We start from the raw sequence: 20547 nt of genomic DNA on the forward strand, positions 1-20547 counted from the left end.
TCAGTCCTTGAGCGGCTGCACGTCGATCACCGGTGCATCGCCGATCACGTCGGCACCCTTCGGCGGCACGAAGTTGAAGGTGGCCGGCGGAACCGGCGCGTTGCGCTGCCAGGCGGAGAAGCGGATGTCGGTGGTGGAACCGAGTTGGTCGCGAAACGTCATGCGGGCCAGACCGTTTGCGTCGAAGCCGAGGTCGGCGTAGTCGAATTGCGGGTCCTTCGCGGTAGAGCTGAGCCGCAGCCAGAGCAGGCCGTCATGGTCGCCCTGCTCGACCACCTTGAAGTCCTTGTCCATCTGCTTGAGATCGGTCAGCACGGTCAGCGGGCTGTGCGCTTCCTCGGTGCTCTGCACGCGCACGGTGACTTGTTCGAGTTCGGGGTCGTACATCCACACCCGGCTGCCGTCGGCGACGATGGTCTGCTGGTACGGCGCCAGCGTGTCCCAGCGGAACTGGCGCGGTGCCTGCAGCGCCAGCGTGCCGGAGCTGTTCTTGCTGGCGTGGCCGTTGATGTCGGTGAGGATCTGGTTGAAGTGGCCGGTGAGCGAATGCAGGCCGGTGGCGAACGCATCCAGTCGGGCGCGCGCAGAGCCGCTGGCAGCCTGCGCCACGGCGCTCAACGACAGCGTCAGCACGACGGCGGACAGGGCAAGCATGAAGCGTTTCATCGGATTTCCCGGAACGTGGCGGTGGCGGTGGATTGTGGACAGTGCCGGCTTAACGGATCGGTAGGAGTCTGCTGGCGGGATGCTCTTCGGGCCTGGCCCGGCGGGCACTGTCAGGCCGGTTTCAATTTTTTGGCGGAGGTGGCGCCAACACTTCGCGGTTGCCGTTGTGCTGCGGGGCGCTGACCACGCCGTCCTGCTCCATCTGTTCGACCAGCCGCGCGGCGCGGTTGTAGCCGATGCGCAGGTGCCGCTGCACGCCGGAGATCGAGGCGCGCCGGGTCTGCGTGACGATCGCCACGGCCTTGTCGTACAGCTGGGTGTCGGCATCGCCGCCCTCTTCGCCTTCCTGCGGCAGGCCCGAGTCGTTGATGAACTTGCCGTCGCTGGTCGGTTGCGCTTCCTCCAGCACGCCCTCGATGTAGTTCGGCGCGCCCTGCGATTTCAGCCAGGCCACCACGTGGTGCACTTCATGGTCGTCGACGAAGGCGCCGTGCACGCGTTCCGGCGTGGCGGTGCCCGGCGGCAGGTACAGCATGTCGCCGTAGCCCAGCAGGGTCTCCGCCCCGGACTGGTCGAGAATCGTGCGCGAGTCGATCTTGCTGGAGACCTGGAACGCGATGCGGGTGGGGATGTTCGCCTTGATCAGGCCGGTGATCACGTCCACCGACGGGCGCTGGGTGGCCAGGATCAGGTGCACGCCGGCGGCGCGCGCCTTCTGCGCCAGGCGGGCGATCAGCTCCTCCACCTTCTTGCCGACGATCATCATCATGTCGGCGAATTCGTCGATGAACACCACGATGTACGGCAGCGGCTCCAGCGGTTCGGCGGCGAGGTTCGGCATATCCGGGTTCGGCCGGAACAGCGGGTCCAGCATCGGCTGGCCGGCGTTCTCGGCGTCCTTCACCTTCTTGTTGAAGCCGGCCAGGTTGCGTACGCCGACGGCGGCCATCAGCTTGTAGCGGCGCTCCATCTCGGCCACGCACCAGCGCAGCGCGTTGGCCGCTTCCTTCATGTCGGTGACCACCGGCGCCAGCAGGTGCGGGATGCCCTCGTACACCGAGAGCTCCAGCATCTTCGGGTCGATCATGATCATCCGCACGTCTTTCGCGCTGGCCTTGTACAGCAGGCTCAGCACCATCGCGTTGACCGCCACCGACTTGCCCGAGCCGGTGGTGCCGGCGACCAGCAGGTGCGGCATCTTGGCCAGGTCGACCACCACCGGCTTGCCGCCGATGTCCTTGCCCAGTGCCAGCGCCAGCGGCGACTTCTGCTGGTCGTACTTGTCCGAACGCAGGATCTCGGACAGATACACGATCTGCTTGTGGGTGTTGGGGATCTCCAGCCCGATCACGTTCTTGCCGGGGATCACGTCGACCACGCGCACGCTGACCACCGACAGGCCGCGCGCGATGTCCTTGTCCAGGCTGGACACCTGCGAGCCGCGGATGCCCGGCGCCGGTTCCATCTCGAAGCGGGTGATCACCGGGCCCGGATAGGCGCCGACCACCTTCACGTCGATCTTGAAGTCCTTCAGCTTGAACTCGACCTGGCGCGAGAGCACTTCGAGGGTTTCCTCGGAATAGCCCGGCCCCTGCGGCGGCGCTTCGTCCAGCAGCGACAGCGGCGGCAGTTCGCCCGGCGCAGCGGCGCCGACGAACAGGGGAATCTGGGTTTCGAGCCGGGCCCGCTCGCTCTTGGTCACCGGCGCGGGCGGCGCCTCGATGCGCACCGGCTCGCGCTTGGCCTGGCGCACCGCATCGGCCTTCTTGACCACCTCGCGCTCGGTGCGCGCCTGCCGCGCGGCCAGCGCCTGCGGCGCCTCGCGCAGCTTGCCCTTGAGCCAGTCGAGCAGCTTCAGCACGCCATGTCCGGTCAGGTCCATCACCTTGAACCAGGACAACCCGGTGGCCAGGGTTACCGCGATCAGGAACACGGCCAGCAGCAGCAGCGGCGCGCCCTTGTCACCGAACGCGCTGAGCAGGGCGTCGCCGACCCACACGCCGATGATGCCGCCCACACCCTGGGGCAGCACCGGCTCGTCATGGAAATTGAGGTACAGCAGCGCCGGGCCGGTGATGAAGAAGAACACGAAGCCGATCAGGCGCAACGCCGGCTCCCACGGATGCACCACCTGCTCGCCGCGCTGGCGCAGCACCTGCACGCCCAGCAGCAGCAGCAGCAGCGGGAAGCAGTAGGCGACCAGGCCGAAGATCCAGCGCAGCAGGTCGGCAATATAGGCACCGACGGTGCCGCCGAAATTGCGCGCGTGTTCGAGCTGGCCAGCATTCGTCCAGCTGGGGTCGTGCGGGTTGTAGCTGAACAGGCACACCAGCAGGTACAGCGCCAGCGGCAGCAGCAGCAGGGCGCCGGCTTCACGCAGCCGGCGCTTCAGCTCCTCGCTGAGGCCTTCCTTCGGTTGTTGCCTGACGTTCGTGCTGCGCGCCACTCTTGGTATTCCTTTCCTGCCCAAGGTCAGAGCATACCTTGCAGCGCGGGATGCACCAGCTTGCCGCCGTCGACATTGATGCCGCTATTCAGCGGGGCGAACCGGCGCCACTCGTCACCCGCGGCCAGACGCTGCACGTAGGGCAGGATCGCGGCGGAAATCGCCAGCGACGACGTCTGCGGCACCGCGCCCGGCATGTTGGTCACGCAGAAGTGGGTGATGCCGTGCACGTCGTAGGTGGGCTTCTCCCAGGTGGTCGGCTTCGAAGTCTCGAAGCAGCCGCCCTGGTCGATCGCGATGTCCACCAGCACGCTGCCCGGCTCCATCGTCCTGACCATCGCCTCGCTGACCACGTGCGGTGCCCGGGCGCTGGGGATCAGCACCGCGCCGACCACGATGTCGGCGTCGCGCACTTCCTCGGCCACCGACGACTCGTAGGCATACAGCGCGGTGACGTTCGGACCCATCGCCATCATTTCGGCCAGGCGATCCTGGCGCTTGTCGAACACCACCACGTTGGCGCCGGCCGCGGCGGCCAGCGCGGCGGCGTTGCCACCGGCGGCACCGGCACCGAGCACCACGACCTTGCCGCGCGGGGTGGAGGCCATGCCGCCGAGCAGCTTGCCCTTGCCGCCCTGCGGGCGGTGCAGCAGGGTGGTGCCGATCTGGATGGCGATGCGGCCGGCGATCACCGACATCGGCAGCAGCAGCGGCAGCACGCCGTTCTCAGTCACCGACTCGAACGCCACACCGGTCAGGCCGATGTCGAGAAGACTCCTGGTCAACTCGGGTTCGGCGGCCAGGTGCAGGTAGCAGAACAGCAGATGGTGTTTCTTCAGCAAGGCGAGATCGCCAGCGACCGGCTCTTTCACCTTGACGATCAACTCGCCGGCCTCGTACAGCGCGGCGGCGTCCGGCACGACCCGGATGCCTTCCCTGACGTAGGCCTCGTCGGTAAAGCCGCTTTTCAGACCCGCACCGGACTGGATGAACACGTCGTGGCCACGGCGCACCAGGTCGGCGGCAGCGGCGGGAATGAGGGCGACGCGACCTTCCAGGGTCTTGGTTTCGGAGGGAATGCCGATGCGCATGGAGAAGGAATCCTGTGAGAGGGTGAATCCATCGTGCAATCGCCGCGGCAGGGTCGCCGATCTGCCGATGCCTTGAATCGGTGCCGCATATTCCCCATTCTTCGGGGGTCGTGCGCTCCGTCGTCATCGCCCGATGCGGCCCCAAGGGAAACCGCCGCAGGGGTTGGAGCGAACAACCACTCAAGTCACCAGAAAACCCAAGGATTATAACCATGAGCGTTGCCCCCAAACACAGCCGTCTGCTGATCCTCGGCTCCGGCCCCGCCGGCTACACCGCAGCGGTGTACGCGGCGCGCGCCAACCTCAAGCCGACCATGATCACCGGCCTGCAACAGGGCGGCCAGCTGATGACCACCACCGACGTGGACAACTGGCCGGGCGACGTCGAGGGCCTGCAGGGTCCGGCGCTGATGCAGCGCATGGCCGAGCACGCCGAGCGCTTCCACACCGAGATGATCTTCGACCACATCCACACGGCGGACCTGAAGCAAAGGCCATTTCGGCTCAAGGGCGATTCCGGCGAATACACCGCCGACGCACTGATCATCACCACCGGCGCCACCGCCAAGTACCTCGGCATCGAGAGCGAGGAGAAGTACAAGGGCAAGGGCGTGTCCGCCTGCGCCACCTGCGACGGCTTCTTCTTCCGTGATCAGGACGTCGTGGTGATCGGCGGCGGCAACACCGCGGTCGAGGAAGCGCTGTACCTGGCCAACATCGGCCGCAAGGTCTACTTGGTGCATCGCCGCGACAAGCTGCGTGCCGAGAAGATCATGCAGGACAAGCTGTTCGAGAAGGCCGCCGCCGGCAAGATCGAACTGGTGTGGAACCACAGCATCGACGAGGTGCTCGGCGACGACACTGGCGTCACCGGCGTACGCGTGAAAGACGTCAACTCCGGCGTCACCCGCGACATCGAGGCCACCGGCTTCTTCGTGGCGATCGGCCACACGCCGAACACCGGCATCTTCGAAGGCCAGCTCGACATGCACGACGGCTACATCAGGATCCGCAGCGGCCAGCATGGCATGGCCACGATGACCTCGGTGCCCGGCGTGTTCGCCGCCGGCGACGTGGCCGACCATATCTACCGCCAGGCCGTCACCTCGGCCGGCTTCGGTTGCATGGCCGCGCTGGATGCCGAACGCTGGCTGGACCAGCAGACGCCCGCGGGTTGACGTTGCAGGAGCCCGCTCGCGGGCTCCTACACAGCCAGACCGCACCCGCGATGCACATCCGCTTCCACGCCGCGATCGCCGAACTGCCTGCCGCGGAATGGGACGCCCTGCGCGCCGACGCGAACCCGTTCGTGTCGCACGCGTTCCTGGATGCGCTGGAGCGCAGCGGCTGCATCCGCCCCGACTGGGGTTGGCAGGCACATCACGTGGGTCTGTACGAAGACGGCCGCCTGCGCGCCGCCGCACCGCTGTACCTGAAAGGCAATTCGCACGGCGAGTTCGTGTTCGACTGGAGCTGGGCCAGCGCGTGGCAACGCGCCGGTGGCGAGTACTACCCGAAGCTGCTCAACGGGGTGCCCTACTCGCCCGTGCCCGGGCCGCGCCTGCTGGCCGGCAATCATGTGCGCACGCCATCGTTGCAGCGCGAACTGGTCGAGGCGATGCGCCGCGAAGCCGAACGGCTGGGCCTGTCGTCGGTGCACGCGAATTTCCTGCAGCCGGCCGAGCTCGCCGCGTTCGACGACGACGTTCCCGATCAAGGCTGGCTGGCGCGCTCGGACGTGCAGTTCCACTGGCACAACCACGGTTACCGCCACTTCCCGGATTTCCTCGCCGCGCTCAATCACAAGAAACGCAAGAACATCCTGCACGAACGCCGCCAGGTAGCAGCGAGCGGACTGGCCATCGAGTGGCGCAGCGGCGACACGCTCGATGACGACGAATGGCAACGCGTGCATGCGCTGTACGAAGCCACCTTCGACATGAAGGGCAACCACGCCGCGCTGACCGCCGCGTTCTTCCGCCGGCTCGGCACGCTGGGATCGACCGCGCAGCTTGCCCTGGCCCGCGACGGCGCGGCCATCGTGGCGATGGCGCTGTTCGTGCAGAGCAGCAACGTACTGTACGGCCGCTACTGGGGCGCGTCGGTGGACGTGCCCGGCCTGCATTTCGAGCTGTGCTACTACCGCGGCATCGAGCACGCGATTGCACACCAGCTCGATCGCTTCGAACCGGGCGCGCAGGGAGAGCACAAGCTGGCGCGCGGGTTCCTGCCGGTACGCACGCATTCGCGCCACTACCTGGTGAACCCGGATTTCCGTGCCGCGGTGGCGAAGGCGCTTGCCAGCGAGGCCGAAGCGGTCGACGCTTACGCCGCCGGGCTGCGAAGCCACAGCCCTTATGCCGCTCACGGCCAGGTCGAACGATGAACAGGCTGCCGCTGCTGGATTCCGAACTCTGGGATCGTTTCCCCGACCCGCGTCAGGCGCTGACCGAGCCGAACGGCCTGCTCGCGTTCGGCGGCGACCTGTCGCCCCGGCGGTTGCTGGCGGCATACAGCCTCGGCATCTTCCCGTGGTTCGGCGAGCATGAGCCGATCCTGTGGTGGTCGCCCGACCCGCGTTGCGTGTTCCGTACCGAAACCCTGCGGATCAACCGCAGCCTGCGCCGCCAGCTCAAGGGCAAGTCGTGGCGGCTGACCGTCGACCAGGCATTCGACCAGGTCATCCGCGCCTGCGCCGCGCCGCGCGCCAACGACGCCGGCACCTGGCTGGTCCCGGCGATGATCGACTCGTATGCCCAACTGCACCGGCTGGGCCATGCGCACAGCGTGGAAGTGTGGGACGGCGAGCGCCTGGTCGGCGGCATCTACGGCGTGGCGATTGGCCGGCTGTTCTGCGGCGAGTCGATGTTCAGCGTGGAAAGCGGCGGCTCGAAACTCGCCCTGGTTGCGCTGGCGCGCCTGCTGCGTGACATGGATTTCCCGCTGATCGACACCCAGGTCAGCAACCCGCATACGCTTGGCCTGGGCGCGATCGAGATGCCTCGCGCGGAATTCCTGCGCCAGGTCACCCGGCTCGGCCAGTTGCCCGGGCTGGTCGGCAGCTGGGCCGCTTTCACGCCACGGCTGATCCAGCCTTGTTCAAGCGACCGAGCGCCTTGAGCCCGTCGTAGTTCTCCAGGAACAGCGCCACCAGGTCGGGATCGAGCTGGCTGCCGGCAACCTCGCGCAGGTAATCCAGCACCTCCGGCTCCGGCCATGCCGGCTTGTACACACGCACCGTGATCAGCGCGTCCCATACGTCGACCACGCTGAAGATGCGTGCCGCCAGCGGAATCTCCTCGCCACGCAGGCCCTGTGGATAACCGCCGCCGTCCCAGCGCTCGTGATGGCTATATGGGATATCGCCGGCATCGCGCAGGAAATCCACCTGCTGCAGCAGCTCGTAGCCGAGCTGCGGGTGGCGGCGCATCACCGCCATCTCCTCGTCGTCCAGCTTGCCCGGCTTGATCAGCACCGCATCGGGCAAGGCCAGCTTGCCGATGTCGTGCAGCAAGGCCCCGAAGGTCAGGTTGCGCAACGCCTCGCCCTGTACGCCGACCAATCGGGCCAGGCCGGCGGCCATCCGCATCACCCGGTCGGAATGGTCGCCGGTTTCCTTGTGCCGAATGTCCATCGCCGACACCAGCACGCGCAGCGCCTGCTTGTGGCCGTGGCGCAAGGTCTGGTTGGCCACCTGCAGGCGGCGCAGGTCGCGGCCGATCATCCAGTACAACAACGCACCCGTGCTGGCCACGAACAGCCAGCCCTTGACGCTCTGCAGGAAGGTCAGCTCGCCCTGACCGTGCACGAGGGCGTCCAGCGCGCGATCGGACAGCCAGATCCACAACGCGGACAGCAGCACGTAGAGCAGGACGGTACGGGACTGAGGGCTGATTCTCACGACGGCTCCCCGGCGGGATCATCCCGCCCACGACATGCACGCCTCGCCTCTTGCGGGCAGGCGGAAGTATGAATCAGCGCCTGCCGTGGCGGTGTGACAGCGGCCTCAGCCCGTTCGCGCTGCATACCTGCGCGCCACGTAGTCATCGAGGATATCCACGAATTCGTTGGCGATGTTGTCGCCGCGCAGGGTCATCGCCTTCTCGCCATCGATGAACACCGGCGCCGCCGGCGCCTCGCCGTTGCCCGGCAACGAGATGCCGATGTTGGCGTGCTTGGACTCGCCCGGCCCGTTGACGATGCAGCCCATCACCGCCAGCGTGAGGTTTTCCACGCCGTCGTATTTCACCCGCCACAGCGGCATCTGCTCGCGCACGTGTTCCTGCACGGTCTTGGCGAGTTCCTGGAAGAACTCGCTGGTGGTACGGCCGCAACCCGGGCAGGCGGTGACCAGCGGCGTGAACGAACGCAAGCCCATGGTCTGCAGCAGCTCCTGCGCCACGATCACCTCGCCGGTGCGCGAGGCGCCCGGCTCGGGGGTGAGCGAGATGCGGATAGTGTCGCCGATGCCTTCCTGCAGCAGCACCGCCAGCGCGGCGCTGGATGCGGTGATGCCCTTGGAACCCATGCCGGCTTCGGTCAGGCCCAGATGCAGCGCGTAATCGCAGCGTGCGGCGAGATCGCGATACACCGCGATCAGTTCCTGTACGCCGGAGACCTTGCACGACAGGATGATGCGGTCGCGTGCCAGCCCGATCTTCTCGGCCAGCGCGGCCGAATCCAGCGCCGAGCGGATCAGCGCCTCGCGCGCCACGTGCGAGGCATCCCACGGTTCGGCGCGGTTCGCGTTCTCATCCATCAGTGCGGTGAGCATGCCCTGGTCCAGCGAGCCCCAGTTCGCGCCGATGCGCACCGGCTTGCCGTAACGCAGCGCCTTTTCGATGATCGCGCCAAACTGGCTTTCATGCTTCTTGCCGAAACCGACGTTGCCAGGGTTGATGCGGTATTTCGCCAGCACCTCGGCACAGGCCGGCTCGCGTTCCAGCAACTGGTGGCCGTTGTAGTGGAAATCGCCGATGATCGGCACGTCCACGCCCATCATCGCCAGCCGCTCGGCGATGCGCGGCACCGCCGCGGCAGCCGCCGGCGTGTTGACCGTGATACGCACCAGTTCGGAGCCGGCGCGGGCCAGTTCGGCGATCTGTTTCGCGGTGCTGGCCGGGTCCTCGGTGTCGGTGTTGGTCATCGACTGCACCACCACCGGCACGCCGCCACCCACCTTCACCTTGCCTATCTGTACGGCCACGCTGGGCCGGCGTGACGCCGGCTCGGCCAGACGCGGTTTCTGTGTAGCCATCTCACTCATGGAATCAACCGGGATACAGGTCGCGATGGTTCGCGGCGATAGTGCCAAGGATACCCGATCAGGCTTGCCGTCCTGTGGCAAATCGGCGCACGCTGGCTGCCGGCCGGCCGCACATGGCTGCCCCTGCGGCATCGGCACAGGGACGGATTGCCGCAGCAGCTTGATCGGAGTCAATGCAGCACCGCATGCTTCGCCTAGAATTGTCCAGTTATCCAGCCGGGAAGCCCCATGCCGAATACCGAGTATTACAACGACAAGGTCGTGCGCCAGTTCCTGCTGGCCGCGGCGGTCTGGGGCATCATCGGCATGTCGGTCGGTGTCTACGCCGCCGCCGAGTTGATGTGGCCGGCGCTCAATTTCGAGATCCCCTGGCTGACCTTCAGCCGGCTCCGCCCCGACCACACCTTCGGCGTGATCTTCGCGTTCGGCGGCTCGGCGCTGATGGGCACCTGCTACTACGTAGTCCAGCGCACCGGCCACGCGCGGCTGGCATTCAAGAAGCTGGCCGCGTTCACGTTCTGGGGCTGGCAACTGGTCTGCGTGCTGGCGATGGTGTCCATGCCGCTGGGCATGACCCAGAGCAAGGAATACGCCGAGCCGGAATGGATCATCGACATCCTGATCGCAGTGGTGTGGGTGAGCTTCGGCGTGGTGTTCTTCGGCAGCCTGGCGCGCCGGCGCATCAAGCACATCTACGTGGCGAACTGGTACTACGGCGCGTTCATCATCGCGGTGGGCCTGCTGCACATCGTCAACAACCTGGCCTTGCCGGTGTCGCTGTTCAAGTCGTACCCGATCTACTCGGGCGTGGTCGATGCCATGGTGCAGTGGTGGTACGGCCACAACGCCGTGGCATTTTTCCTCACCGCCGGCTTCCTCGGCATGATGTATTACTTCGTGCCGCGGCAGGCGCAGCAGCCGCTGTGGAGCTACCGTTTCTCGATCGTCAATTTCTGGGCGCTGATCTCGGTCTACATGTGGGCCGGCGCGCACCACCTGATGTACACCGCCCTGCCCGACTGGGTGCAATCGGTCGGCATGGCGTTCTCGCTGGTGCTGCTGATGCCCAGCCTGGGTTCGGCGGCGAACGGCCTGCTCACCTTCAACGGCTCGTGGTGGCGGCTGAAGACCGACCCCGCCGCGAAGTTCATGGTGATGTCGCTGGTGTTCTATGCCGCCTCGACCTTCGAAGGCTCGATGATGGCGATCAAGACGGTGAACTCGCTGTCGCACTACACCGACTGGACCATCGCCCACGTGCACTCCGGTTCGCTGGGCTGGGTGGCGATGATCACCATCGGCTCGCTCTACGCGATGGCGCCGCGCGCGCTGGGTCGCCCGGAGATGTATTCGCACAAGGGCATGGAAGTGCATTTCTGGCTGCACATCATGGGCACCCTGCTGTACGTGGGTGCGATGTGGACTGCCGGCGTCACCGAGGGCCTGATGTGGCGCGCCACGCAGCCCGACGGTTCGCTCACCTACGCCTTCCTGGACAGCCTGATCGCGATCAAGCCGATGTACGTGATCCGCTGGTTCGGCGGCGTGCTGATCCTGTCGGGCATGGTGGTGATGGCATGGAACCTGTGGCACACCGCGGCGGACGCGCGGGCGCGGCTGATCAAGCCGATCCCGGTGCCGGTCCCCGAGCCGGTACCGCATCAGGTGCCCGCCCCGCTGCCCACCGCCGGTTGAGGACGACACCACCATGGCTTACAAGCACTTCGAAGCAATCGAGAAACACGCCGGCCTGCTCGCGATCGGTATCGCGATCATGGTGTCCTTGGGCGGCCTGGCCGAGATCACCCCGCTGTTCGTCGAGGCACACAAGCTCGAGGCGCCGCCCGGCGTGCACCCGTACGACCCGCTGCGGCTGGCCGGCAAGGACGTCTACGTGCGCGAGGGCTGCTACCTGTGCCACTCGCAGATGATCCGTGCGCTGCGTTTCGAGACCCAGCGCTACGGTCACTTCTCGACCGCCGCCGAATCGGTCTACGACCGGCCGTTCCAGTGGGGCTCCAAGCGCACCGGCCCGGACCTGGCCCGCGTCGGCGGCAAGTACTCCGACGACTGGCAGCGCATGCACCTGCTGGACCCGCGCCAGGTCGTGCCGGAGTCGAACATGCCCGGCTATCCGTGGCTGGCCGGAAAGAAGCTCGACGCCGCCGACATCCAGGCGCGCATGCGCACTTTGCGCAGGCTGGGTGACCCGTACAGCGATGCGGACATCGCCGGCGCGCCGGCCGCGGTGGAAGGCAAGACCGAGATGGATGCGCTGATCGCGTATCTGCAGGGCCTGGGCATCAAGAACGAGCCCGATCCGGCGGCCGTCCCGGCCAGCACCGGAGGTGCGCCATGATCACGCCGACGAACCCGATCTGGGGCCACCTCGCCGGCGTGTTCATTCTGCTGATGATGTTCACCTTCCTGGGCATCTGGTTCTGGGCCTGGCGCAAGTACCACAAGCCCACGTTCAACCGAATGGCACGCCTGCCCATGGAAGACGAGCCTGAAGTCGAATCCGAGACGAAGGAGGATCGCCCATGAGTGCGGGATGGTCGTTGTGGGTGATGTTTCTGGTGGTGCTGAACATGGGCATCACGTTCTTCCTGTACCTGTGGGGGCCGCGCGCGAAGATCCCCACCCTGCCCGACGGCACCAGCGGCCACGTCTGGGCCCACGGCGTGCTGCGCGAAGGCGTGCGCAACCTGCCGCTGTGGTGGGTGCTGTTCTCCGGCGCCATGTTCGTGATCGGCTTCGCCTACCTGGCGCTGTTCCCCGGCTTCGGCAGCTTCAAGGGCGTACTCGGCTGGACCTCGCACAACGAGCTGGCCCAGCACGTGGCTGCCAACGAAGCCACGCTGGCGCCACTGATGGAGCGCTTCAAGCTGTACCCCGTCGAGCAGCTGGCCAGCGACCCCGCCGCGCAGCAGATGGGCAAGGTGCTGTTCGAGGACAACTGCGCCGCCTGCCACCAGCGCAGCGCGAAGGGCAACGTCGCGCTCGGCGCACCCGATCTCAGCGACAGCGACTGGCTCTACGGCAGCAGCGGCAACGACATCACCACCTCGATCCACGACGGACGCAGCGGCGTGATGCCGCCGTGGGCCAGCCTGGGCGCGGACAACGTGAAGAACCTCGCGCAGTACGTGCTTAGCCTGTCCGGCTCGCCGCACGATGCGGCCAAGGCCGCTGCCGGGCAGCCGCTGTTCACCACCTGCGCCGCCTGTCATGGTGCCGAGGGCAAGGGCAACCCGGCGCTGGGCGCACCGAACCTCACCGACAAGGTGTGGTTGCACGGCGGCAGCATGGCCAACATCGAGAAGAGCATCGGCGAGGGCCGCCAGGGCCACATGCCGGCGTGGAGCCCGCGTCTGTCCGACGACCAGATTCGCGTGGTCGCGGCTTACGTCTATCACTTGTCGCATCCGACCGATGAAAGCACGCAATGACATGGCCGCCCGCACGGCATCGGCCTGGTACCGCCAGCCGATGCTGTGGCTTGGCGTCTTCATCTTCGTGGCATCGCTGGCCGGTTGCGTGTGGATGATCATGCTTGGTGCGAGCCACGCCGACACGCCGCTGGGTACCTCGCACACCGTGTTCGGCGTACCGGTAAGTGCGCACAGCAGTGCCGGGCCGCCGCCCCACCCATCGACTGACCCGCCGCGATGAACACCTACGCGGCGTGGGCCCATCCGCAACTCGCCGTGCAGGTATTGCGCCCACGCCGCGACGGTTGCAGCGAAATCGCACTGCGGGTCGAGTCGCTGAACGACGCACGCCAGGTACTGTGGCTGGAACGGCGGATCCGCGCCCTGCCCGGCGTGCGGCGTGTCGCCATTGATCGTCCGGCGCAGCGTGTGCGGGTCGTGTGGGACGCACAACGCACTTCGCTGCCGGGCCTGCTCGACAACTTTGCCGCCGCGAACTGCCCGGCGCAGCCGCTGCAGCACGACAGCATCGACGACGCCCGCTCGCACGAGCAGCATGACGCGCTGAAGCGCCTGCTGGTCGCCGGCATGTGCTCGATGCAGGTGATGACATACGCGTTCGTGATCTACATCGGCGTGGTCGATTTCGTCGACTTCAGCACGCGCAACCTGTTCCGCTGGCTGGGTCTGCTGACTACCCTGCCTGTGGTGTTCTACTCGGCGCAGCCGTTCTTCAGCGGCGCCGTGCGCGAACTGGGCGAGCGCCGGCTCGGCATCAACCTGCCGGTGGCGCTGGCGGTGGCGCTGGTGTTTCTGGCCAGCACGTTCAACACGCTGCGCGGCAGCGGCGAGATCTATTTCGACTCGGTGACCATGTTCGTGTTCCTGCTGCTCGGCGGGCGCTACGTGGAACTGCGTTCGCGCCATCGCAGCGGTGCGCTCGGCGACGCCGCGATCGACGCAACGCCGCTGCTGGCGCAGCGCCGCCGCGCCGATGGCGAGCTGGAAACGGTGGCCGCGATCGCCTTGCTGCCCGGCGATCGCGTGCATGTCGCCGAAGGCGGCACCGTGCCGGCGGATGGCGTGCTGGAAAGCGCCGGCGTGCGGGTGGACGAGGCACTGCTGTCGGGCGAGTCGCATCCGCTGCGGCGTGAGCGTGGCGAGCGGCTGGTTGCCGGCAGCGTGCTGCTGTCCGGACCGGCCGAGTTGCGCGTGGAGCACAGCGGCGCCACCACCACGGTGGCGCGACTGGGCGCCCTGGCCACCCGTGCGCGGCAGGCGCGTTCGCTGATCGCCGCCAGCGATCGCGAGATCGGTCGCTTCGTCGCCCGCGTGCTGGTGCTCACCGTGCTCACCGCCCTGGGCTGGCTGCTGGTCGATCCCACGCGCGCATTCGAGGCCGCGGTGGCCGTGCTGGTGGTGGCCTGCCCCTGCGCGTTCGCGCTGACCGGCCCGGCCACGCTGACCCGCGCGCTCGGCGTGCTGGCCGGCCGCGGCGTACTGGTCACCGACGGTGCGGCATTGAATGCGCTGGCGCGGGTCGACCATGCGCTGTTCGACAAGACCGGCACACTGACCGTGCCGCAGCTGGACCGCCGCGCGGTCGAGCCCCTGCGGGGCGATGCCGTCGAACAGGTGCTGCAGCTGGCCGCCGCGCTGGCCCACGAAAGCTCGCACCCGCTGGCCCGTGCCCTCGCCGACGCGGCCCGCCAGCAAGCGCTGCCGCTGCACGCGCAGTCGGTGCAGGTCCATGCCGGTGCCGGCATCAGCGGCGCGGTCGATGGCCGCGAGCTGCGCCTGGGTCGTGCCGATTTTGCGCTGGCTCCCGCCGGCCAGCCGGTTCCGGCAGGGACAGCCGGCGCACTGCTGCTGGCCGATGCGCAAGGCGCGATCGCCGCGTTCCATCTCGACGAACAACCTCGCGTCGATGCCCGCCGCACGCTCGACGCGCTGCGTACCGACGGCATCGCCGCCACGATCGCCAGCGGCGACAACGAAACCCGCGTGGCCGCGCTCGCCGCCCGCCTCGGCATCGACGACTGGCATGCGCGGCAGTCGCCTGCCGACAAGCTCGAACGGCTGCAGGCGGCACGCGCGCACGGGCACGCCACGCTGGCCGTGGGCGACGGCAGCAACGATGCCCCGGTGCTGGCCGGTGCGGACGTCTCCGCGGCGCTGGCGTCGGGTACCGAACTGGCCCAGGCGCACGCCGACCTGCTGTTGCTGGATGGACGTCTGGACGGCCTGGTCGACGCCCGCGCGATCGCCCGCCAGGTGCAGCGGGTGATGGCGCAGAGTCGCCGCTGGGCCTTGCTGTACAACCTGTGTGCCGTGCCGTTCGCCGCGTTCGGTTTCGTGCCGCCGTGGCTGGCCGGCATCGGCATGTCGCTGAGCTCGCTGGTGGTGGTGCTGAACGCGCTGCGCGTCGGCGGCGACGCGGCGCCCGGCCGCTCCGACGCCTCCGGTCCGGCAGCCCGTCCACGCGAGCTGCGCGCATGAACATCCTGCTGGTGCTGATCCCGGTCACCCTGCTGGTGGTGATCGTCGCGGTGTGGCTGTTCTTCTGGGCGGTCAACCACCAGCAATTCGACGACCTGGACAGCCCGTCGGTGCTGCCGCTGATGGACGATCCGGCTACGGGCCCGGCGGCATCGACGCAGGAGGCATCGGCTGACCTGGCAGTGCCGACCGGCGCAACGCCGCCTGCAACAGGCGACGGTGCAGACGATCGACCGGCTTGAGCGGGTTTGCCAGGCCCATTCGCGCCAACGCCTCGGCCTCGCCCGACACCGCTGCCCCGGGCCGGCAGCATGCGCGCAGCAAGCGCAGCTTGCCGCGCCAGTTGCCGCTACCGGCCTTCAGCCATTCCAGCGCCGGCAGCAGGCGCTGCTCGACCTCGGTGAAATCGCTGCCGAAAGGAAACTTCGGCAGCAGGCCCTCGTGCCGGAGCGGCGCCAGGACCTCGTGCAAGTGGCCTGGATGATGCCGGCGCCAGGCTTCCGGTATCGCGAAATCGGCGGCCAGCTTGCCGTGTGCCTTCGCCTGCGCACATAGCGCGTCGAGGAAACGCGCGTCGGCGATCGCCAGCATCGCCTCGATGCACTCGCTGTCGCTCTTGCCGCGCAGGTCGGCGACGCCGTATTCGGTGACGACGATGTCGCGCAGGTGGCGCGGGATGGTGGTCTGACCGTAATTCCAGCGGATGTTGCTCTCGATCCCGCCACGGCTGTTGCGCGTGGCGCGCAGCAGCAGCACCGAGCGACCGTCCGGCAATTCGTGCGCCATCGCCACGAAGTTGTACTGGCCGCCGACGCCGCTGACCACGGCGCCGTCCTCCAGCGTGTCGGACGCGGCCGCGCCGAGCAGGGTCGCCATCATGCAGGTGTTGAAGAAGCGCGCGCCACGCCGCTGCAGCATCGCCAGCGCCTGATGGTTGCCGTACAGCTGGTTGACGTTGGACACCGCGCACATGTCGATCGCGTCCGGATCGGCCGCCTCGGTGGCGTCCAGCCATTCGTACAATGCGCGCGAACCGAGGAAGAACGCACCGCGCAGGTAATGCCCGCCCGGCGTGGCGGGATTCAACTGGCCGGCGACCGAGGCGCGTTCCAGAGCCAGGTTGTCCCAGCTGCGCCGCTTCAGGATGCCGCCGCGCTGCAGGTGCATGAAGCCGTCCATCACCATCTCGCTGGCGCCGTACAGGCCGGCCTCGAACGGAGCCAGGCCGCCCAGCTGGCCGGCCAGTGCGTGCGTGGCGCCGGCCGGATCCAGCGCCACCAGCGCGCGGCGCCACGGGATGTTGTCCTGCTGGCGCAGCAGCAGTGCCTTGACCAGCGCGTCGGACAGCGCGCCGATGCCGATCTGCAGGCAGCCGCCGTCCTTGACCAGCGCGCTGGCGTGCAGGCCCAGCGCATACTCGGCCGGACCCACCGGCGAGCGCGGCAGCGCGAACAGCGGTGGCGACGTGTCCGGGCGCAATTCCACATCGAAATAGGTTTCCGCCACCTCGGCATCGCCGCCCAGGTACGGCAGGTCCGGGTGCACCACCGCCACGCACATCGGCCGCCGCCGGCCGGCCAGCTGCACCTGACGCAGGAAATCCAGGGTCAGGTCCGGGTTGCACGACAGGCTGTAGTGCACGCCGTCCGCTCCCTCGCGGCGTGCCACCAGTTGCACCAGCAGGTTGATGTCCTGCACCGCCAGGTCGCGTGCGACGTGGGTGTAGTTCTGGCTGATGTAGCTGCGCTGGGCGCTGGCCGAACGCAGCAGCGCACCGGACTGCAGGTAGAACTCGTGCACCTCGACATTTGCCGGCAACGCATCGCGCGCCTGGTCCAGCGCATAGTGCGGGTCGACCGCATCGGCGCCGAAGTGGCGCTCGAGGAACGGCCCGAGGAAGCGCTGCTCCAGCCCTGGTGCAGGCTGCGGGCGGGTCAGCGACAGCGCGGTGTACAGACGCATCGAACGCCCGCTGTCGGCGGCTACCAGCCGGTACAGCGCGTTGAGCAATCCATGCGGCTTGCCCAAGCCCAGCGGCGCGGCGATGCGCAGGTGCGGGCCCAGCTCGTCGGCAAGGTAGCGTGCGCAGGCATCGGTGTCGGCGTAGCGGTGCTCGATCGGCATGCGCTGGATGATGCCAGAAGCGCCGGGATGACGGCGCGCGCACAGGCCATCGCCTACACTCGACCGATGCCCACACCCTTGATCCCGACCACCCCCAGCCGCCTGCTGGCGGAACAGGCGCTGAGCCGCGCGGCCGGCGCCCCGCTGCTCAATGGCAACGCGGTGGAACTGCTGATCGACGCGGCCGCGCACTACGACGCCTGGCTGGCCGCGATCCGTGGCGCGCGGCAGCGGGTGCTGCTGGAGAACTACATCATCCGCGACGACGAAGTGGGTCGCGCGTTTCGCGACGCCCTGGTCGAACGCGCGCAAGCGGGCGTGTTCGTTGCGGTGGTGGCCGACTGGGTCGGTTGCCTCGGGCAGTCGCGCAGCACGTTCTGGGCGCGGTTGCGCGCGGCTGGCGGCGAGGTGCGGGTGTTCAACCCGCCGCAGCTGGGCGAGCCGCTGGGCTGGATCAGCCGCGACCACCGCAAGCTGCTGGTGGTCGACGGCGTCCTCGGCTTCTTGTCCGGTGTGTGCATCAGCGCGAAATGGCTGGGCGACCCGGCGCGCGGCGTACCGCCCTGGCGCGACACCGGCGTGGCGTTGCGCGGTCCGGCAGTGGCCGAGCTGGAGGCCGCGTTCGCGCAAAGCTGGGGCGAGACCGGCACCGCACTGCGGCCGTTTTCGGCCATACCGGAACCGGCCGCGCCAGCTGGCGACGTGGCGCTGCGGCTGATCGCCACCCAGCCGGCCACCGCCGGCATGTATCGGCTCGACCAGCTGATTGCCGCGATGGCGCGCAAGACGCTATGGCTCACCGATGCCTACTTCGTGGGCCTCGCGCCGTACGTGCAGGCGCTGGTGGCGGCCGCGCGCGACGGCGTGGACGTGCGCCTGCTGGTGCCGGGCAGCAGCGATATCCCGGTGGTGGCCGGCTTGTCGCGCTCGGGCTACCGGCCGCTGCTGAAGGCCGGCATCCGCGTGTTCGAGTGGAACGGCTCGATGCTGCATGCCAAGACCGCGGTGGCCGACGGCCAGTGGGCGCGGGTCGGTTCGTCCAACCTCAACATCGCCAGCTGGCTCGGCAATCGCGAACTCGACGTGGCGGTCGAAGACGCCGATTTCGCCGGCCAGCTCGCCGCGCAGTACGAAAAAGACCTGGGCAACGCCACCGAGATCGTGCTGGCCCCGCGCCGACGCCGGCACGGCCATGGCAGCCGCGAAAAGGTGCGCAGCAGCGAGACGCGGCCGCCGCGGGTGCGCCACGCCGGCGGCAGCTCCGGCCGCGCGGCTGCCGGCGCCTTGCGCATCGCCAACAGCGTCGGCGCCGCACTGGCCAATCGCCGCGTGCTCGGCGACACCACCAGCGGCCCGCCGGTGATCGGTACCGTGGTGCTTGCCGCACTGGCGGTAGTCGCGTTCCTGTGGCCGGCGTGGATCGGCTGGCCGTTCGGCGCCATCGCCGCCTGGTTCGCGTTGAACCTGGGCATCCGCAGCTGGCGCGTACGCAAACGCCGCTGGCGCGAACTGCGTGACGCCGGCGACGACTGAAGAAGCTGCCGCACCAGCTCTCGTCACTTGATAACTTTCATGCGCTTCCAGCCTCAAGCGGATGTTTTCTCACAACTTGATACTGCCCGCATGCTAGGCTCGCGCTCCTATGCCCGAGCCATTCGACCACACCACGCCACGCCACATCCTCACCCCCAGTTCGCTCAACCGGCTGGTGCGCGACCTGCTGGGCGACGCGCTGCCGCAGGTGTGGATCGAAGGTGAGCTGTCGAACGTGGCCAAGCCCGCGTCCGGGCATCTGTACTTCACCTTGAAGGACAGCGGTGCCCAGGTGCGTTGCGCGATGTTCAAGCTGAAAGCTTCCGCGCTGCGCTTCCGCCCGGTCGACGGCATGCAGGTGCTGCTGCGCGCCAAGGTCGGTCTGTACGAACCGCGCGGTGAATTTCAGCTGGTCGCCGAATACATGGAGCCGGCCGGCGAAGGCGCGTTGCAGCGCGAGTTCGAGCAGCTCAAGGCCCGGCTCGATGCGGAAGGCCTGTTCGACCCGGCGCGCAAGCGTACCCTGCCCCGTTACGCGCGGCGCATCGGCGTGGTCACCTCGGCCACCGGCGCGGCGATCCGCGACGTGCTGAGCGTGCTGGCACGGCGCTGGCCATTGGCGGATGTGGAGATCTTGCCGGTGCCGGTGCAGGGCCGCGAGGCGCCGCCGGCGATCGTGGCGATGCTGCGCAAGGCATCCGCCAGCGCACGCTACGACGTGCTGCTGCTGACCCGCGGCGGCGGTTCGCTGGAAGACCTGTGGGCGTTCAACGACGAAGCGGTGGCGCGGGCGATCCATGCCAGCGCGGTGCCGGTGGTTTCCGCAGTCGGCCACGAGATCGACTTCAGCATCGCCGACTTCGTCGCCGACCTGCGCGCGCCCACGCCGTCGGCCGCCGCCGAACTGCTGGTGCCCGACGCGGTGGCGGTCGACCGCCACCTGCGCCAGCTGCAACAGCGCCTGGCCACCTTGCAGCAACGCCAGTTGCAGGCGCAGTCGCAACGCATCGACCACTTGCTGGCGCGACTGCAGGCGCAGCGGCCACAAGCTCGATTGCAGCGCGACCGCGAGCGGCTGCAGCACCTGCAGCGCCGCCTCGTCGTCGTACTGCGCGAACAAAGCCAGCGGCGCCACACGTGGATGGAACGGCTGCACGCGCGCCTGCTGGCACAGCATCCGCGCGCGCGCCTGCCGCTGCTGGCACGCCGGCTGGTCGAACAGGATCAGCGCCTGCGCCGCGCGATCACGCACATCCTCGAACGCCGGCAGACGACGCTGCGCCACGCCGGTCACGCGCTGCACGCGGTCAGCCCGCTGGCCACGCTCGAGCGCGGCTACGCGATCCTGTTCGACGCAAATGGCCAGGTGTTGCGCTCGGCCCAGGGTGTCGCCGTGGATACGCGGCTGCGCGCACGCCTCGCCGACGGCGAGCTGCCGCTGCGGGTCAGCGACGACGATTGAATGGCTCACGTTCACTGAACGTGGCG

Annotated in this window: 18 protein-coding genes; 12 read left to right on the forward strand and 6 right to left on the reverse strand. The window is 68.2% G+C overall.

Annotated elements, in window-relative coordinates:
- The 3 genes from lolA to ald all read right to left on the reverse strand — a co-directional run bounded on the left by lolA (position 1) and on the right by ald (position 4203).
- Positions 1-666: an outer membrane lipoprotein periplasmic chaperone LolA gene (gene lolA / locus ABD024_RS08720; RefSeq protein ID WP_343851665.1), complete on the reverse strand. Its 666-nt coding sequence runs from the start codon at positions 664-666 to the stop codon at positions 1-3.
- 121 nt (positions 667-787) lie between these two features.
- On the reverse strand, positions 788-3112 hold the full coding sequence (locus tag ABD024_RS08725) for a DNA translocase FtsK (protein ID WP_425543136.1): 2325 nt from the start codon (positions 3110-3112) through the stop codon (positions 788-790).
- Between the two features lie 26 nt (positions 3113-3138).
- On the reverse strand, positions 3139-4203 hold the full coding sequence (gene ald / locus ABD024_RS08730; RefSeq protein WP_343851667.1) for an alanine dehydrogenase: 1065 nt from the start codon (positions 4201-4203) through the stop codon (positions 3139-3141).
- Between the two features lie 212 nt (positions 4204-4415).
- On the opposite strand from ald, the gene trxB reads away from it, so the two are divergent.
- Genes trxB through aat form a run of 3 tightly spaced genes read left to right on the forward strand, consistent with a single transcriptional unit; the run spans position 4416 to position 7323 of the window.
- Positions 4416-5381, forward strand: a complete 966-nt coding sequence (gene trxB / locus ABD024_RS08735; RefSeq protein WP_343851668.1) for a thioredoxin-disulfide reductase — start codon at positions 4416-4418, stop codon at positions 5379-5381.
- Positions 5382-5431: 50 nt separating this feature from the next.
- On the forward strand, positions 5432-6589 hold the full coding sequence (locus tag ABD024_RS08740) for a GNAT family N-acetyltransferase (protein WP_343851669.1): 1158 nt from the start codon (positions 5432-5434) through the stop codon (positions 6587-6589).
- Entirely contained in the window at positions 6586-7323 is a 738-nt protein-coding gene (aat, locus tag ABD024_RS08745) for a leucyl/phenylalanyl-tRNA--protein transferase (protein WP_343851671.1), read from the forward strand. The genes ABD024_RS08740 and aat overlap by 4 nt, the downstream gene beginning before the upstream one ends.
- On the opposite strand, the gene ABD024_RS08750 is transcribed toward aat, so the two are convergent.
- Positions 7277-8104 (reverse strand): HD-GYP domain-containing protein, encoded by an 828-nt coding sequence (locus ABD024_RS08750; protein WP_343851673.1) that lies wholly within the window; start codon positions 8102-8104, stop codon positions 7277-7279. The two genes, aat and ABD024_RS08750, sit on opposite strands and share 47 nt — an antisense overlap.
- Before the next feature lie 105 nt (positions 8105-8209).
- Positions 8210-9469, reverse strand: coding sequence for a flavodoxin-dependent (E)-4-hydroxy-3-methylbut-2-enyl-diphosphate synthase (gene ispG / locus ABD024_RS08755; RefSeq protein ID WP_343851675.1), 1260 nt, complete (start codon positions 9467-9469; stop codon positions 8210-8212).
- Positions 9470-9697: 228 nt separating this feature from the next.
- On the opposite strand from ispG, the gene ccoN reads away from it, so the two are divergent.
- The 7 genes from ccoN to ccoS are packed head-to-tail and all read left to right on the forward strand — an operon-like array spanning position 9698 to position 15644.
- Positions 9698-11164 carry a cytochrome-c oxidase, cbb3-type subunit I gene (ccoN, locus tag ABD024_RS08760; RefSeq protein ID WP_343851677.1) on the forward strand — a complete coding sequence of 489 codons (1467 nt, stop codon included), beginning with the start codon at positions 9698-9700 and terminating at the stop codon, positions 11162-11164.
- A 13-nt stretch (positions 11165-11177) separates the two neighbouring features.
- Positions 11178-11828, forward strand: a complete 651-nt coding sequence (ccoO, locus tag ABD024_RS08765) for a cytochrome-c oxidase, cbb3-type subunit II (protein WP_343851680.1) — start codon at positions 11178-11180, stop codon at positions 11826-11828.
- Complete coding sequence (locus ABD024_RS08770; protein WP_343851682.1) at positions 11825-12016, forward strand: cbb3-type cytochrome oxidase subunit 3; 192 nt, start codon at positions 11825-11827, stop codon at positions 12014-12016. The genes ccoO and ABD024_RS08770 overlap by 4 nt, the downstream gene beginning before the upstream one ends.
- Positions 12013-12921, forward strand: coding sequence for a cytochrome-c oxidase, cbb3-type subunit III (gene ccoP, locus ABD024_RS08775; RefSeq protein WP_343851684.1), 909 nt, complete (start codon positions 12013-12015; stop codon positions 12919-12921). Before ABD024_RS08770 ends, ccoP begins: the two co-directional genes overlap by 4 nt.
- Positions 12905-13144 (forward strand): hypothetical protein, encoded by a 240-nt coding sequence (locus ABD024_RS08780; protein ID WP_343851686.1) that lies wholly within the window; start codon positions 12905-12907, stop codon positions 13142-13144. The genes ccoP and ABD024_RS08780 overlap by 17 nt, the downstream gene beginning before the upstream one ends.
- Positions 13141-15402 (forward strand): heavy metal translocating P-type ATPase, encoded by a 2262-nt coding sequence (locus ABD024_RS08785; RefSeq protein ID WP_343851689.1) that lies wholly within the window; start codon positions 13141-13143, stop codon positions 15400-15402. The genes ABD024_RS08780 and ABD024_RS08785 overlap by 4 nt, the downstream gene beginning before the upstream one ends.
- Complete coding sequence (gene ccoS, locus ABD024_RS08790) at positions 15399-15644, forward strand: cbb3-type cytochrome oxidase assembly protein CcoS (protein WP_343851691.1); 246 nt, start codon at positions 15399-15401, stop codon at positions 15642-15644. The genes ABD024_RS08785 and ccoS overlap by 4 nt, the downstream gene beginning before the upstream one ends.
- On the opposite strand, the gene ABD024_RS08795 is transcribed toward ccoS, so the two are convergent.
- A complete protein-coding gene (locus ABD024_RS08795; protein ID WP_343851693.1) occupies positions 15538-17526 on the reverse strand; it encodes an acetyl-CoA hydrolase/transferase C-terminal domain-containing protein in 1989 nt (662 codons plus the stop codon). The genes ccoS and ABD024_RS08795 overlap by 107 nt on opposite strands.
- A 66-nt stretch (positions 17527-17592) precedes the next feature.
- Between ABD024_RS08795 and ABD024_RS08800 the strand changes: the two genes are divergently transcribed.
- Positions 17593-19059: a phospholipase D-like domain-containing protein gene (locus ABD024_RS08800; protein ID WP_425543160.1), complete on the forward strand. Its 1467-nt coding sequence runs from the start codon at positions 17593-17595 to the stop codon at positions 19057-19059.
- 109 nt (positions 19060-19168) lie between these two features.
- Positions 19169-20521, forward strand: a complete 1353-nt coding sequence (gene xseA / locus ABD024_RS08805; RefSeq protein ID WP_343851697.1) for an exodeoxyribonuclease VII large subunit — start codon at positions 19169-19171, stop codon at positions 20519-20521.
- Positions 20522-20547: the final 26 nt, after the last annotated feature.

This window comes from Rhodanobacter soli (genome assembly GCF_039523495.1).
Classification (GTDB): Bacteria; Pseudomonadota; Gammaproteobacteria; order Xanthomonadales; family Rhodanobacteraceae; genus Rhodanobacter; species Rhodanobacter soli.